This is a genomic window from Streptomyces sp. NTD91, from assembly GCF_059510455.1.
This window is the reverse complement of record NZ_JCAJZW010000019.1, coordinates 91,457-107,351: the sequence shown is the minus strand read 5'-3', so window position 1 is coordinate 107,351 and position 15,895 is coordinate 91,457. Positions and strand designations below refer to the sequence as shown.

Below are 15,895 nucleotides of genomic sequence, written 5' to 3'. Positions count from 1 at the left end.
TGGAGGCGCCGGTCGGGGTGAGTGAGGAGGTGGCTGCTGCGCTGGCTGCGGCCGGCGCTTCGGTCCCTCGTCCGTCGGCGCCGCTGGCGCCCTCCCGCGCTCCGCTGCCGAGCCCAAGGAGCGCCTCGCGGATCGTCTCCGAGGTGGAGTGGGTTCGAGGTCCGTACCAGCTTGTGCGTGGCTGCGTGGCTCCGCGAACCTCCGCCGAGCTGCCCGGCAACAGCGCGTAGGAGGTCTCGTTGGCGGGTTGCTGAAGCTGGTCAAGCTCGGCAAGGTTGAGGAGCCATGCAGAAGATCGGATACCGGCCGCCGTCGTGGAGAATTCGCAGGCGGTCATTCTCGCAGTCGGCGATGACACCGGGGCGGTCCCTCGAACGTGACCCGCATGCCGGCGTGCACGGTCAGTCCGTAGCTGGTGCGGATGCGCTCGTTTGAGGGGCCGGCTGGAATCCCACTCGATCCGTTGGGCCGTCCGGGTGCCTGGTGTGGACATGATGGCCGCTCGTTGAAACCGACCACTCCCTGCTCGGGTTGACCTGCTCAGTCGATCTCCTCACCCATACGGCACCTGACCTGTGAGCGGACGCCACAGTCGCAGTCCGGCTGGCCAGTGGTTGGAGAAGCTGCCTCGCATGCCATGCCCGGCGGGCACGTAGCGCCTTTGGCTGCTTCTATGGCGGAAGTGCGAAGGGAGACGCTGGTGTCTGTGGCCCGGTCGTTGTCGCCTGAGAGCGTGACCGAGCTGACCCGGGCGCTGGACCTGAGCGGGGTGTTCGCCAACGGCACGCTCGGCGGGGTGCTGGCCCGGGCCAGTCGTCTGGATCTTTTCGGCTTCCTGGTCATCGGCATCGTCTCCGGCCTGGGCGGTGGGATCCTCCGCGACACCCTGTTGCAGCACGGCACGCCCGTGGCCTTGACCGACTACACCTATCTCACGGTCGCCACTGCCGGTACGCTGCTGGCTTTCGTAGCCGATCTGAGTCGCCACACGTCCGGTTGGGCCTTCACCCTCCTGGATGCCTCGGCGCTGAGCGTCTGGGCGGTCGCCGGGGCGCAGAAGACGCTCGCTGTCGGCCTGGGGTGGCTGCCGGCCGTGCTGCTGGGGACCATCACAGCGGTGGGCGGCGGGGCGATCCGGGACCTGCTGCTCGCGCGGACCCCTTCCGTCTTCGGCGGCACGCCGTTGTACGCGACCGTCGCGATCGTGGTGAGCGCGGTGATGGTGGTCTGCAGCCGGTTCGGCGCGTTCACCGTAGGCGTCCTGGCCGGAATCACGGTTGGCATCTCGCTGCGGCTGGCCGCGTTCCACTGGGGCTGGAAGCTGCCGGGCAGCCGCGACTGGCGGCCGGGGTCGGCCAAGGACCGGGATCCCTGAGGTGAACGGGCGCTGCGATCACCCACCGAGAGGGAGGAAGGAGTAACAGCCATGACGCTCAAGGACACCGCGGATGCTGTCCTGGCCGGGCTCGGTGACATCCGCTCCGAGCTCGAAGAGGTCTACAAGGACCTGCACGCCCACCCCGAGTTGGGACACCAGGAGCACCGCACCGGGACCCGGGTGGCGGAACGCCTGAGAAACTGCGGTTACCAGGTGCACGAGGGGATCGGCGGCACTGGTGTGGTCGGTGTGCTGTCCAACGGAGAGGGTCCGACCGTTTTGCTGCGGGCCGACATGGACGGTCTGCCGGTCCGTGAGGAGACCGGTCTGACCTACGCCAGCACGGCTGAAGCCATGGACGCTTCCGGCCGCCGGGTGCCCGTGGCGCATGCCTGCGGTCACGACATGCACGTCGCCTGTCTGTTGGGGGCTGCGTGGCTCATGGCCGCCGCGCCGGGGGCGTGGCAGGGCACGCTGGTGGCGTTGTTCCAGCCTGCCGAGGAGCCGGGGGACGGTGCTGACCGGATGCTCGCCGACGGGCTGACCGACCGTGTTCCTCGCCCGGACGTCGCCTTCGCCCAGCATGTGCTTCCCTATCCGGCTGGGCAGGTCGGTACGCGCGGCGGGTCCTTTCTTTCCGCGGCGGACAATGTGAAGATCACTGTCCATGGCCGGGGCGCTCATGGCTCGGCACCCCAGGCTGCCATCGACCCGGTGGTGATCGCCTCGATGATCGTCGTCCGGCTCCAGACGATCGTCTCGCGCGAGCTGGCCGCCACCCAGCCGGTCGTGGTCACGGTGGGTTCCGTCCAGGCGGGCTCGAGCGGCAACGTGATTCCGGAGTCGGCCGAACTGCTGGTGAACGTGCGCACGTACGACGACGAGACCCGGCGGGCCGTGCTGGCAGCTGTGCGGCGCATCGTCCATGCCGAGTGTGACGCCTCCGGGGCGACTCGTGCGCCGCAGATCGAGGAGGGCACCCGCTTTCCGCCGACCGTCAACGACGGCGTGGTGACCCGTGAGGTCTCAGTCGCTTTCGCCGCGCTGTTCGGAGACCGCGCGGTCACTGTCGAGCTGCAGAGCGCCAGCGAGGACTTCAGCCGGATCCCGGATGCCTTCGGCACCCCGTATACCTACTGGGCCCTGGGCGGCGTCGATCCGGACTGCTACCGGGCCGCTTTGCAACGCGGCACCGTGGCCCAGGAGATCCCGGTCAACCACAGCCCCCGCTTCGCGCCGGTCCTGCAGCCCACACTGGACACTGGCGTCCAGGCCCTGGTCACAGCCGCACTCACGCGCCTCGGGAAACCGACTCGCACGAGCTGATGAGCTTCCGGCCGGTTCGCCTCTGATCCCCAGCACAGCAGCAATCGACCGCCTCGCGGCGCCCGCGCGGCTTGCACGGATGTGGTTCTCGACGCCCACTGTGCCGGCGCCGAAGAGTGCGGGCGGGCCACGGTGGACGCACGCAGTCACCTGGACGGACCTGTCAGCACGCGCTCCGCCCCCGACCGTGGTTTCGTTCCTTGCACAACTCCCTGCCCGTCCGAGCGGGCGATACGAAAGAACGTAATACGCGCATTGAATCGAGGAACAGATGACGACGTACCGGGTCGGGTACTTGGTGGGAAGTCTGGCGACTCACTCCATCAATCGGACGCTCTCAAAGGCTCTGATTCGGCTGGCCCCTGCTGATTTGGAATTCTTTGAGATTCCGATCAAGGATCTTCCCCTCTATAGTTACGACTACGACAGCGACTATCCTGCCGAGGGTAAGGCCCTCAAGGATGCCATCGCCTCCGCAGACGCCCTCCTATTTGTGACCCCTGAGTACAACCGATCGATTCCGGGCGCACTCAAAAACGCCATCGACTGGGCCAGTCGCCCCTGGGGGAGCAACTCATTCGCGCACAAACCCTCCGCTGTGATCGGAGCGTCGCCGGGTGCCCTCGGCACTGCCCTCGCCCAGCAGAGTCTGCGCGGTGTCCTAAGCTTCTGCGACTCGCCGCAAATGAATGCACCGGAGGCCTATGTCAGATTCAAGGCCGATGTTTTCACCAGCAACGGTGAAGTCGTCGACGAGCATACGGAACGTTTCCTCCGAGATTTCATGGAGGAATTCCGGGATCACGTTGTCCGGGTTCTTACGGTGCTCCCGCGAAAATCCTGACTCGTACAGATTTGTATTCGTTGCGATCAGTAAGAGGCAACACGAAAGGTTCATGCGGGTCGGCTGCGGATGAACGAAGAGCGCTTCTACCTGTATCCCACGGAACGTGTAGTAGTCGTTCTGGATGACGAAGAAGAAACTATCGATTGAAGCCGTAAGGGACTACGGCGCCTTTCGCACCCTGCGCCCTGGTCTTCCCGGCGCTGGCGAAGGAGGCGGACATGGGGCATGCGGCCGCCGACCTGGACGATCTGACCGCCTTCCTGGCTCGCCTCACCGCCTTGCTGCTGCGTTCTTCCGGTGAGGGCGCCTACTCCATCGAGCGAGCTGTGGACACCAGCGCTCAGGCCTTCGGAGGCCAGGCGTCCGTAGTCCTCGTGCCTGAAGCGGCCGTGCTCTCGATCGTCGCGGCCGACGGCCGGATGCGCACCGTCTGTGTGCACGGCTTCCCGGAGGTGTTCCGGCTCGATCAAGCCGCGGCACTCAAGCCCTTCCTGGCCGACGTAAAGACGGGCCAGCTCGGGGTAGCCGAGGCCAACCGCAGGCTGGCACGCATCGAAGCCGCACCGCCGCCGTACCCCTGTTGGCTTAAGTTCCTCGGCGTTCTGCTGTTCTCCCTGGGCTTCGCCCCGCTGGTCCAGCCCACCTGGTACGAGACCACCACCACAGCCGTCCTGGGTGCGATCGCCGCGGCACTCGTGGTCGCCGCCGTTCATGCGCCGCGACTGTCCAAAATTCTCCCCCTGGTGGTCTCGGCCGTCGTCTCCGTCGTCACCATCGAAGTGTTTGCCGGCGATCCGGCACACGGCGGCCCGGTCCTGTTGATGCTCCCGGCGCTGTTCTATTTCGTCCCCGGTGACTTCCTGAGCGCATCGACCACCGAGCTCGCTGTCGGCCTCATCACCACCGGCGCGATCCGGCTTGTCTACTCCGTATTCCTGCTCGTTCAGCTCTACCTTGGCGTCCTGATGGGCATTTTTGTCACCGGCACCCCCCTCAACGCCCTCTTCGACACCGCTGCCAGAGCCGACCTACCCAAGTGGGCACTGATCCTGGGCGGGATCGCCTTCACCGCTGGCACGGTCCTGGCCTTCGCGATTCCCCACCGTTTCTTCGGGACTCTCCTCGTGCTGGTTTACGCCACCGTCGGGGTGCAGTCACTGTTCACCAAGCTGATCCGGGAGACCGGGGGCACATTCGTCGCTGCCGTGGTGCTGGCCGCCGCAGCCAATCTGCTGGACCGCAACCCCGCCTGCCCACCTCGATTGATCCTGATCCTTCCTGGCTTCTTCACCCTCACCGTCGGCTCGCTGGGCCTGCGCGGCCTGACCACCCTGGCCGGGGGCTATGTCATCGAAGGCTTCCAGGACCTGCAGAAGCTCATCACGATCGTCACCGCTATCGCGATCGGACTGGTCGTCGGCATGGCACTCACGCATTCCCGCACCACAACACGGCCCGAACCTCCCCATGCCTCGTCGACGTCCCAGCGATCGCCCTGACCACCCGTTTCACCGCACCGCCCACGGCAACTCATGGCTGGACCGTGGACAGTGGCGCCTGCGTCCTGGCCGGCCGTGCGACCGTTTGGCGGTCAAGAACGCAGGTCAGGAGCCTGCTCCGACTGGCCACGCCCATTGGCGCGAGCGAGGCACTCGATCGGGTGACGCCGCCGGGGATGAACGAGGAGGTGGTGGCTGCGGTCGGTGGTGTGTGTCCCCGCCCGCCAGCGACGCAGGCGGTGCCTCGCGCGCCGTTGCCGCATGGTGGTGTGGGTCTGAAACCTGCCAGCCTATGAGCTCGTAACACGATCTTGTGGATGTGTGCTGGCCGGCCGTGACCAGTGCGGACCCTTCCGCCGTTCGTGGAGTGTGGGGAACCGGCCGTGGATCGTGGACGACGACTCGTGGGTGCTTATCGAGTCGCTGGTGTCGCCTTGGTCGCAGAAGGCGCCTGTCCGGAGGCCGGTGGACGACCGGGCTGCGCCTGCAGGGCACTTGTACAGAGCCGGCTCCGGCCCACACGTCACATGAAAGAGAGGCTCGCCGTGGCCCGGAATGCGACAACGGCTCCAGCCTCACAGCCCTCAAGGCCGACCCCCATGCTCCCGAGTCCCCTCGAACGCGAGGGCCGGTATGGCGACCTCGGCCGGTCATGCACGCCTGCCTCGGACACCGACGGACGACACGCCGGACAAGCCAGGCGCAGCCCCGACTGTTCGTCTCTGGCTCACGTCGGGGCTCGTGACTGCGCCATGACGCGGACGCGTTGGCTCATGTCCGGGCTCTGCGCCATGACGCGTTGACGAGGGCCCGGACCGGCGTGACCGGGTTCCTCGGGTCCGGTCCGGTTCGCGGGGATCCGTGCCCGGGTGCGGTGCTGTAGGGCGAGTGACAGACTGGAGCATCCGAGTCGGTGGTCCGTGACGGAGGAGTCCGGACCACCCTGAGGTTTCTGATGACTTCTGACACTCGGTAGAGCAGGCCGGAACGGAGATGCCGTCGTGACCCGGCCGGGCTGATCTGTTCCCCACCCGAGCGGACTCGTGACCTGTGTGCGTGACCTGTGTACCGGTCCGGAGGGCTCGCGTACCCGTGCCGCGGACGGGCCGGATCACCGCTGTTGCGGAGGGTGGTGGGCGGGGTTGCAATCAAGTGTGAGGGTCTTGGGCAACCACGTGTCCGCGGGCCGCCCCGCGCCCGGTACAGGGGCGGGTCGCAAGGGGCTCAAGAACGACGCCCTGGGCATGTTCTCCTCGGTGGCCGTGGGCCTCGCCTCCACCGCCCCGGCGTACAGCCTGGCCGCCACGCTGGGCGTCATCGTGGCCGGGGTCGGACTGCAGGCCCCGATCGTCATCATGCTGGCGTTCATCCCCATGCTGCTGGTCGCGTACGCCTTCCGGGAGCTCAACACGAGCAACGCCGACTGCGGAACCACCTTCACCTGGGCCACCCGCGCCTTCGGGCCGCGCATCGGGTGGATGGGGGGCTGGGGTCTCATCGTCGCCAACATCATCGTCATGGCGAGCCTCGCCGAGGTCGCCGCCGCCTACGGCTTCCGGCTGGTGGGCCTCGACCAGCTGGCGGAGAGCCGGCTGTGGACCACCGCGGTGGGCATGGGCTGGATCGTCGTACTGACCGGTGTCTGCTACGTCGGCATCGAGTTCTCGGCGGCCGTACAGCGCTGGCTGGTGTGTCTGGAAGTGGCGGTGCTGCTGCTCTTCGCCGTCGCCGCGCTGGTCAGGGTCTACACCGACCCTCCGGCCACGGCGATCCATGTGTCGGCGTCCTGGTTCGACCCGTTCGAGGTGTCCTCGGCACGGGCCCTGACCTCGGGTGTTCTCGCGGGGGTCTTCATCTACTGGGGCTGGGACACCGCGTTCGCGGTGAACGAGGAGACCGTCGACAGCGGCCGCATCCCCGGGCGCGCCGCGATCCTGGCCACGGTGCTGCTGCTGGTCATGTACGGGCTGGTGTCCACCTCTTCGCAGGCGTTCGCGGGAGTCGGCACCACCGGCATCGGGCTCGGCAACGCGCGCAACTCGGACGATGTGCTCTCCGTGCTGGGTGAGGCCGTGTTCGGGAACCAGGGCGCCGGGCTGCTGCTGGCGCGACTGCTGATCCTCATGGTGCTGACCTCGGCGCTGGCCTCTGCCGGGACCACCATCCTGCCCCTGGCCAGGACCGTCTTCGCCATGGCGGTCCACAAGGCCGTCCCCGCCAAGTTCGCCCGGGTCCACCGCAGGTTCCTCACCCCGACCTGGGGGACCGTGGGCATGGGAGCGGCCTCGCTCGCCCTCTACGTGCTGATGACGGCGATCAGCCGGAACGTACTGGCCGACACGATCGACTCGGTCGGTCTCGCGATCGCCTTCCAGTACGCGGTGACCGGTTTCGCCTGTGTCTGGTACCACCGGAAGGTCCTCACCGACAACGCCGGAAACCTGGTCCTCAAGGGGGTGCTGCCGGGCCTCGGCGGGCTGATCATGGCCCTGCTGTTCGTGTATGCCGCCTTCGTGGTCTACGCCGACCCCGGTTACGGCGCGACCGCCGTCGACGTGCCGCTGATCGGCCGGACGGGCGGGGTCACCGTGCTGGGGCTGGGTGCCCTGCTGGTCGGTGTCCTGCTGATGCCGGTGGTCACCCGTGGGCACACCGTGGCCCTCAAACTCCAGCGGAGCCTGCTTCCGCGCCGGCTGCCGCGGCACGCCGCCGTCGACGCGGCGAGCCGCTACCTGCCCGCCGACAGCGGGTCCGGGGTGGGTGGCGACTGGTACGACGTCATCCCGCTGTCGGGCACCCGGGTCGGTCTGGTCGTCGGGGACGTACTCGGTCACGGGCTGCGGGCCGCGGCCACCATGGGACGCCTGCGCACGGGTGTACGTGTCCTGGCCCGGCTCGACCTGAGCCCGGACGAACTCCTGTCCCGTCTCGCCGATCTGGTCGAGGAGAGCGCGCGCGAGGGTGGGCCCCGCCGCGGCCGGGGCTGGACGCGACCGCACACCGACGAGGCGCTCGGCGTGACCTGCCTGTACGCGGTCTACGACCCCGTCTCGGGACAGTGCAGCCTGGCGCGGGCCGGGGACCTGGTGCCGGCGGTGGTCGACCCGCGCACGGGCCTCGTCCACCGGCCGCGGGTGCCGCCCGGACCGCCGCTGGGCATCGGCGGACTGCCCTACCAGAGCACGGAACTGGACCTCGCGCCGGGCACTCTCGTCGCTCTCTTCACGGACGGCCTCCTGCAGGCGGCCGTGGACCGGGAGGCCGGGCTCACCCAACTGGCGCGCGTCCTCACCGGCGCCCGGGCGACCCTGGGAGCGCTGTGCGACAGGGTGGTGGCCGACCTGCTGCCCGGGCCGGTCGACGTGGACGCGACGCTGCTCCTGGTCCGCACCCGCCTGCTCGACCGGACCCAGTTCGCCGAGTGGTCCGTGTCCCCGGACCCGGCTGCGGTGGCCACCGTCCGTACCGCCGTCGGCAAGCAGCTCAGCGACTGGGAACTGGACGAGCTGGCGTTCACCAGTGAGCTCGTCGTCAGCGAGCTGGTCACCAACGCCATCCGGTACGTCGGCGGTCCGATCCGGGTACGCCTGATCCGCGACCGGGCCCTGATCTGCGAGGTGTCCGACACCGGCCACACCTCGCCCAATCTGCGGTACGCCGCGAGCGAGGACGAGGGTGGGCGGGGCCTGTTCATCATCGCCCAGATGACCCACCGCTGGGGCACGCGGTACACCCCCGGGGGCAAGACGATCTGGACCGAGCAGGACCTGCCGTGACGCCGGCCGGCGGCACCTTGCCGTGCGTCGGTCGCCCGTGGGGCCGGGCCGGCTGTCGGCTCTGATCGGCGCGGGCAGCGGGGTGGCCCTGTACCGGACGCTGCGTGTCCTCCTCGTCCTGCCCGCCGTCGCGCTGTGGCACCGGGTCCCCGCGCCCGTGGGCCGCGTCCTCGCCGTCGTCGCGCGCGAGGCGGGCGACGCCCTCGGGCACGCCTGGCGGATCGCCGGACGATCTCGCGGCTCGGACGTGCTCTCGGGACCCTCTTCCGGTGGATCTTCGCGGAGCCGCTGCGCCGGGTGCACCGGAAGGTCCTCACCCCGGTCGGCCACCTCGTCAGGGACGCCCTCCTGCGGCCCGCCGCCGAGGGCGCGCCCCTGGCGGGCCGGGCCGTGCGCGAGGTGCGGGCCGCTGTCCGCAGGACAGTACGGCAGACGTGCGGCCGTCCGGCGGATGCTGTTCGGCGAGCCGGGGCAGCCGGCCGCTGAGGACCGGCGGGAACCTCAGGGGCCCGCGGCACGTACTCTTGGTAGCAGTACGACCGCTCTCACGAAGGACTAGGACACTGGGCAAGCGACAGCCCGAAGGCCCGCCGCCCGCACCCGCGGTGCAGCGCATCCGACTGCGCTACACCAAGCGCGGCCGCCTGAGGTTCACCAGCCACCGAGACTTCCAGCGCGCCTTCGAGCGTGCGCTGCGCCGCGCCGAGGTGCCCATGGCGTACTCGGCCGGGTTCACGCCGCACCCCAAGGTGTCGTACGCCAATGCCGCACCCACCGGCACGGGCAGTGAGGCGGAGTATCTGGAGATCGCGCTCACCGCACCGCGCGACCCGGAGATTCTGCGCGTCCTCCTCGACGACTCGATGCCCGCCGGGCTCGACATCGTCGAGGCGGTCGAGGCACGGACCTCCGGCCTCGCCGACCGGCTGACGGCCTCCGTCTGGGAGCTGCGGCTGGACGGCGTCGACCCCACCGACGCCGAGCGCGCGGTCGACGCCTTCAACCGGGCCGGGACCGTCGAGGTCCAGCGGATGACCAAGAACGGCGTCCGCACCTTCGACGCCCGCCCGGCCGTGGTGAGCCTGGAAACGCACGGTTCACCGGCTGATAGGCCTGGCGACCAGCCCTGTGCGATACTGCGGCTGGTTGTTCGGCACGTGACGCCTGCCGTACGACCCGACGACGTCCTGTCCGGTCTCCGCGCCGTGGCCGACCTGGCGCCGCCGGTCCCCGCAGCGGTGACCAGGCTGGCGCAGGGGCTGTTCGATGAAGAGACCGGCACGGTGACCGACCCGCTCGCGCCCGACCGCGAGGCAGCCGAGGCCCTGACGGCCCAACCGGCCGCCGCCGCGCCGGCGTCGGCGCCGGAAGGTCCCGCGTAGGGACGGACGTCGTAGCGCCGCCCTTGTACTCGGGAGCCACCTGGGTCGGGCAGCGCACCGACCAGAAGACTTTCGCCAGGCCGTACCGACAAGGCGTACGGAACCGGCGAGACAGGACACAGAGTGCTCCCGTGCGGCGCCCGCGCCCCGGACGGCGGCCATCGCGGATCACGCGGGCCGTGGACGTCACCGGCGTACGGTCCATCGAGACCGACGCCGGACCAGGCGCGGCGCCCGGGAGCCTGACGGGAGAAACGCCCGCATGCTCGAGCCGACCGAACCCAACGAGGGTTCCGAACTGAACACCCCCAGCGACACCCTGCCCCCGCGCAGGCGTCGCCGTGCCGCGTCCCGTCCGGCGGGCCCGCCGGCCACGGCAGGGGCACCCGCCGAGGTGACCGTGCCGGCCATACCGGCGGCGGAGCCGGAGGAGGTCCCGGCCGCCGTCGGTGCCGTCGAGACGGACACCGCCGAAGAGACCGAAGAGGTCGCCGCGGTCGAAGAGACCATCGGGGCCGCCGCGGCCGACGAGACCGCCGGGACGGAAGCCGCCGTCCGGGCGCCCGCCGTGGAGGAGGCCGCTTCCGCCGGTCGTCCGCGGCGCCGGGCGACCCGCCGTGCGTCCGCGCCCGCCGCTGCGCCGACGGCCGCCGAGGCCGCCGAGAGCGTGGTCCCGGTCACGCCCGCCGTCGCCGAGACCGAGAAGCCCGCTGCCGTCCCCGCGGGTGGTGAGGTCGTCGTCGGCGAGGAGGCCGCGCCGCGCCGTACCCGCCGCCGGGCCACCCGCAGCGTCTCCACGCCGACCGGCGTGGGCTCCGGTGCCGCCGAGGCCCCGGCGACCGGCGAGGCCGCCGAGGCCCCTGCCACCGTCGCAGCAGAAGAAGCCGCGCCCGCCGCTCGCCCGCGCCGACGGGTCGCGCGCCGTGCCGCGGCACCCGCGTCCGCCGAGACCGGTGAGTCCGCGGTGGCGTCCGGTGAGGCGGAGGAGGCCCGGGAGGAGGCGCCCGCTGTGGAGGAGGCCGCGTCCGCCGTACGTCCGCGGCGCCGGGCGACTCGCCGTGCGTCCGCGCCCGCCGGTGCGCCGGCCTCCGCCGAGGCCGCCGAGACCGTGGTCCCGGCCACCGCCGCGTCGGACACGGCCGCCGGGGCCGAGAACGCGCCGGAGCAGGCCGCCGCCACGGAGGAGGCCGCGTCCGCCGTACGTCCGCGGCGCCGGGCGACTCGCCGTGCGTCCGCGCCCGCCGGTGCGCCGACGGCCGCCGAACCCGCGGTCCCAGAGGTCCCGGCCGTCGCCGAGCCCGCTGCCGCCGCCGCTGCCGCCGAGGTGAGCGGTGCCGCCGAGGAGACCGCTGCCGGTAGTCCGCGGCGCCGGGCGACCCGCCGTGCGTCCGCGCCCGCCGGTGCGCCGACGCCCGCCGAGGAGGCGCCCGCCGCCGCTGTGGCTGTCCAGGAAACGGAGGAGACGGCGGAAGCCGCCCAGGCGCCGACCGCCGAGGACACGGCCGCGCGCCGCACCCGCCGCCGGGCCACCCGCCGGGCGACCGCGCCCGGCGGTGCTCCCGCCGCCGACATCGCCGAGCCCGCCGAGTCCGAGGAGACCGGCGCCGGCACCCAGACCACGGAGGCCCCCGTCACCACGCACACCACCGAGCCCGCCCCCGCCGCCCAGGCTCCGCAGGGCGCCGACGAGGGGACCGCCCCGCGCCGTGGCCGCCGGCGGGTCGTACGCCCCACGTTCGGCTTCTCCGAGCCGGCACAGCCCGCGCCGGCCGCCGAGAGCGAGGCCGCCGAACCCGAGGCCCGGCGCCGGCCCGCCCGTCCTGCGGTCGCCGTCTTCCAGCCGCCGGTCTTCACCGAGCCCAAGTTCCAGACGCCGGAGCGTGCCGCCGCGGAGGCCGCCGCCGAGGCCACCGAGACGGAGGAGCCCGAGGAGGAGTACGCGGAGGAGCGCGCCGAGCCCGGCACGCGCCGCCGCCGTCGCCGCCGGGGCGCGCCCGCCGAGGAGACCCGGGCCGCCGAGGCCGCCGTCGAGGAGGAGCCGGAGGAGTCCGCCGAGGGCGAGGAGGCCGAAGAGGCCGAGGAGACGGAGGGTGCCGAGGGCTTCGAGGAGTCCGGTTCGCGGCGCCGTCGCCGTCGTGGCGGTCGGCGTCGCCGTCGCGGGGACGCCGCCGAGGGCGAGGGTGCGGAGGCCGAGGACCTGGCCGCCGAGCAGGCCGAGCAGGACGCCGAGGACACCGCCGAGCAGGAGGAAGAGGACACCGAGGAGGCCCGGGAGGAGGCCGCTTCCTCGACCGCCGGCAGCCGTCGTCGCCGTCGCCGTCGCCGCCGCGCCGGTGACACCTCCGCCGACACCGAGACCGGCGAGGGCGACCCCGAGCGCACCGTCGTCAAGGTCCGCGAGCCCCGCCCGAAGACCGAGCCGTCCGACGAGGTGCAGTCCATCAAGGGCTCGACCCGTCTGGAGGCCAAGAAGCAGCGCCGCCGGGAAGGCCGTGAGCAGGGGCGCCGCCGCGTTCCGATCATCACCGAGGCCGAGTTCCTGGCCCGCCGCGAGGCCGTCGAGCGCGTGATGGTCGTGCGCCAGCACGGCGAGCGCACCCAGATCGGCGTCCTGGAGGACGGCGTGCTCGTCGAGCACTACGTCAACAAGGAGCAGTCGACGTCGTACGTCGGCAACGTCTACCTGGGCAAGGTCCAGAACGTGCTGCCGTCGATGGAGGCCGCCTTCATCGACATCGGCAAGGGCCGCAACGCGGTCCTGTACGCCGGTGAGGTCAACTTCGAGGCGCTGGGCATGTCGGGCGGCCCGCGCCGCATCGAGTCCGCCCTCAAGTCCGGCCAGTCGGTGCTCGTCCAGGTGACGAAGGACCCGATCGGGCACAAGGGTGCCCGTCTGACCAGCCAGGTCTCCCTGCCCGGCCGCTACCTCGTGTACGTGCCCGAGGGCTCGATGACCGGCATCAGCCGCAAGCTGCCCGACACCGAGCGGGCCCGGCTGAAGACCATCCTCAAGAAGATCGTTCCCGAGGACGCGGGCGTGATCGTGCGCACCGCCGCCGAGGGCGCGAGCGAGGAGGAGCTGCGCCGGGACGTCGAGCGGCTGCAGGCGCAGTGGGAGGACATCCAGAAGAAGTCGAAGAACGGCAACGCCCCGACGCTGCTGTACGGCGAGCCGGACATGACCGTCCGGGTCGTGCGCGACATCTTCAACGAGGACTTCTCCAAGGTCATCGTCAGCGGTGACGAGGCCTGGGAGACCATCCACGGATACGTCTCGCACGTGGCCCCGGACCTCGCCGGCCGGCTGCAGAAGTGGACCTCCGAGGTCGACGCCTTCGCCACCCACCGGATCGACGAGCAGCTCGCCAAGGCCCTGGACCGCAAGGTCTGGCTGCCCAGCGGCGGTTCGCTGGTGATCGACCGGACCGAGGCGATGGTCGTCATCGACGTCAACACCGGCAAGTTCACCGGTCAGGGCGGCAACCTGGAGGAGACGGTCACCAGGAACAACCTGGAGGCGGCCGAGGAGATCGTGCGCCAGCTCAGGCTGCGCGACCTCGGCGGCATCATCGTGATCGACTTCATCGACATGGTCCTGGAGTCGAACCGCGACCTGGTGCTGCGCCGCCTGCTGGAGTGCCTGGGCCGCGACCGTACGAAGCACCAGGTGGCCGAGGTGACCTCGCTGGGCCTGGTCCAGATGACCCGCAAGCGGGTCGGCCAGGGCCTGCTGGAGTCCTTCTCCGAGACCTGCGTCCACTGCAACGGCCGCGGTGTCATCGTGCACATGGAGCAGCCGACGGCCGTCGCCGGCGGTGGCGGCAAGCGCAAGAAGCGCGGGCGTGGCGCCGACGCGACCGAGCACGTGCACGAGACCGCCGCCGTGGCCGTGGAGACCGGCGAGGCCGTCGAACCCGAGGTGGAGACCGCCGCCGAGGTGGCCGCCGAGGCCGCCGAGCCGGTGGCCCTCCCGGCTCCCGACTTCGCGCCGGACGAGGAGCTGTACAGCAGCGTCGCCGAGGCGGAGGCGGCGGCCACCCGTGGCCGTACGCGCCGCCGGGCGAGCCGCCGGGCCCAGGCTCCGGCGGGAGCGCCGAAGACGGAAGCCCGGCGGGAAAAGGCCGAGCGGGCCCCGAAGCCCGAGGCCGCCGTGGCCGCCGCCGCACCGACCGCTCAGGAGGTCACCGCCGAGGAGGCGGCAGCCGGCCCGGTGCGTCCGGAGTCCGCCGCCGAGGCCCTCGCCGAGCCGACGGCCGCGGAGGACCAGGTGGTCCGGGCGCCCGAGGCGGAGCCTGCTGAGGAAGCCGCGCCCAAGGGGCGTACGCGCCGACGTGCGACCCGGAAGGCGTCCGCGCCGGCCGGTTCCCCGGTGGGGGCCGAGGCGGCCGTGGTGACGGTCGCTCCCGAGGTCCCGGCCGAGGCGCCCGCAGCGCAGGCGCCGGCCGCCGAGGAGGCGCCCGCCGAGGCACCCGCCCCCGCCGAGGGCGCCGCCCCGGCCCGCCCGCGCCGCCGCGCCGTGCGCAAGGCCACCGCGCCGACCGCGTCCGAGGAGGCGGCCGTCGTGGTCGTCCCGTCGGCCGCGGCGGAGGAGGTCCCGGTCGCCGCGGAGGCGGCCGAGGCGCCCGCCGGCGAGGTGACGGCCGAGGAGGTGGCCGAGGCGACGGCTCCGGCCAAGAAGGCGGCCCGCAAGACCGCCAAGAAGGCCACGGCGAAGAAGGCCGCCGCCAAGAAGACCGCGGCGAAGAAGACCGCGGCCAAGGCCACGGCCAAGAAGACCACGGCCAAGAAGGCGGCCAAGACGGCCACGGCCAAGAAGACCACCACGGTCTCCGCCGCCCCGGACCCCTCCGACGAGGGCTGACACCCGTGATGTGGGGCCGGTCCGGGTGACCGGCCCCACACCCGGCGGGGCCGGTTTGACCCTCCAGGTCATGGCCCCGTAACCTTGACCGTCGGCGTGTCCACTGAGCACGCCACATCCCCGTAAACCTCTTCCTCCCGGGCACGACGTGGGCCGGGAGAGGTCGCCCGTGGTCTTTGTGGGCGGCTGGCCTGCGGGGGTGCCGTTTCTTCGAGCGAAAGAGAGATCCGCGTGTACGCCATCGTGCGCAGCGGTGGTCGCCAGCACAAGGTTGCTGTCGGCGACATCGTTGAGGTTGACAAGATTTCCACCGCCAAGGTTGGCGACACGGTCGAGCTCTCGACCCTGCTCGTTGTCGACGGCGACTCCGTGACCAGCGACCCGTGGGTGCTGGCCGGCATCAAGGTCCAGGCCGAGGTCGTGGACCACCACAAGGGCCAGAAGATCGACATTCTGCGCTACAAGAACAAGACCGGCTACCGCCGTCGGCAGGGCCACCGCCAGCAGTACACGGCGATCAAGGTCACGTCGATCCCCACGGCTGCGAAGTAAGGGACTGAGGAGAAATGGCACACAAGAAGGGCGCATCGTCCACCCGGAACGGTCGCGACTCCAACGCCCAGCGGCTCGGCGTGAAGCGCTTCGGCGGTCAGGTCGTGAGCGCGGGTGAGATCCTGGTCCGCCAGCGCGGCACCCACTTCCACCCCGGCGCCGGTGTCGGCCGTGGCGGCGACGACACGCTGTTCGCCCTGCAGGCCGGTGCGGTGGAGTTCGGTACCCACCGCGGCCGCAAGGTCGTGAACATCGTTCCGGTCGCCTGAACCAC

General features: G+C 71.2%; 9 protein-coding genes and 1 pseudogene. All 10 read left to right on the top strand.

What is annotated here, in order from left to right:
• The first annotated feature begins 733 nt into the window (after positions 1–733).
• The 10 genes and pseudogenes from AC5WRT_RS20795 (at position 734) to rpmA (ending at position 15,890) form a co-directional block, all read left to right on the top strand.
• The gene (locus tag AC5WRT_RS20795; protein WP_496100487.1) at positions 734–1,375 is read left to right on the top strand and encodes a trimeric intracellular cation channel family protein; all 642 of its coding nucleotides are present in this window, start codon (positions 734–736) and stop codon (positions 1,373–1,375) included.
• A gap of 51 nt (positions 1,376–1,426) precedes the next feature.
• A complete protein-coding gene (locus AC5WRT_RS20790) occupies positions 1,427–2,704 on the top strand; it encodes an amidohydrolase (RefSeq protein WP_496100486.1) in 1,278 nt (425 codons plus the stop codon).
• A gap of 271 nt (positions 2,705–2,975) precedes the next feature.
• Positions 2,976–3,548, top strand: coding sequence for an NADPH-dependent FMN reductase (locus tag AC5WRT_RS20785; protein ID WP_496094803.1), 573 nt, complete (start codon positions 2,976–2,978; stop codon positions 3,546–3,548).
• 221 nt (positions 3,549–3,769) lie between these two features.
• Positions 3,770–5,050 carry a threonine/serine exporter family protein gene (locus tag AC5WRT_RS20780; RefSeq protein WP_496094804.1) on the top strand — a complete coding sequence of 427 codons (1,281 nt, stop codon included), beginning with the start codon at positions 3,770–3,772 and terminating at the stop codon, positions 5,048–5,050.
• 1,163 nt (positions 5,051–6,213) lie between these two features.
• Positions 6,214–8,826, top strand: coding sequence for an amino acid permease (locus tag AC5WRT_RS20775; RefSeq protein ID WP_496100485.1), 2,613 nt, complete (start codon positions 6,214–6,216; stop codon positions 8,824–8,826).
• A 52-nt stretch (positions 8,827–8,878) separates the two neighbouring features.
• Positions 8,879–9,385 (top strand): annotated as a pseudogene (locus AC5WRT_RS20770) (hypothetical protein); the annotation flags it as partial.
• Positions 9,386–9,431: 46 nt separating this feature from the next.
• Entirely contained in the window at positions 9,432–10,208 is a 777-nt protein-coding gene (locus AC5WRT_RS20765) for a TIGR03936 family radical SAM-associated protein (RefSeq protein ID WP_496094806.1), read from the top strand.
• Positions 10,209–10,470: 262 nt separating this feature from the next.
• On the top strand, positions 10,471–15,069 hold the full coding sequence (locus AC5WRT_RS20760; RefSeq protein WP_496094807.1) for an Rne/Rng family ribonuclease: 4,599 nt from the start codon (positions 10,471–10,473) through the stop codon (positions 15,067–15,069).
• Positions 15,070–15,300: 231 nt separating this feature from the next.
• Positions 15,301–15,621, top strand: a complete 321-nt coding sequence (rplU, locus tag AC5WRT_RS20755; protein ID WP_028422127.1) for a 50S ribosomal protein L21 — start codon at positions 15,301–15,303, stop codon at positions 15,619–15,621.
• A 14-nt stretch (positions 15,622–15,635) separates the two neighbouring features.
• A complete protein-coding gene (gene rpmA / locus AC5WRT_RS20750) occupies positions 15,636–15,890 on the top strand; it encodes a 50S ribosomal protein L27 (protein WP_030605064.1) in 255 nt (84 codons plus the stop codon).
• Positions 15,891–15,895 lie beyond the last annotated feature (5 nt).

Coding starts and splice junctions, on each gene's coding strand:
- AC5WRT_RS20760 (WP_496094807.1), top strand. CDS start 10,471: ATGCTCGAGCCGACCGAACCCAACGAGGGTTCCGAACTGAACACCCCC.
- rpmA (WP_030605064.1), top strand. CDS start 15,636: ATGGCACACAAGAAGGGCGCATCGTCCACCCGGAACGGTCGCGACTCC.
- AC5WRT_RS20790 (WP_496100486.1), top strand. CDS start 1,427: ATGACGCTCAAGGACACCGCGGATGCTGTCCTGGCCGGGCTCGGTGAC.
- AC5WRT_RS20785 (WP_496094803.1), top strand. CDS start 2,976: ATGACGACGTACCGGGTCGGGTACTTGGTGGGAAGTCTGGCGACTCAC.
- AC5WRT_RS20780 (WP_496094804.1), top strand. CDS start 3,770: ATGGGGCATGCGGCCGCCGACCTGGACGATCTGACCGCCTTCCTGGCT.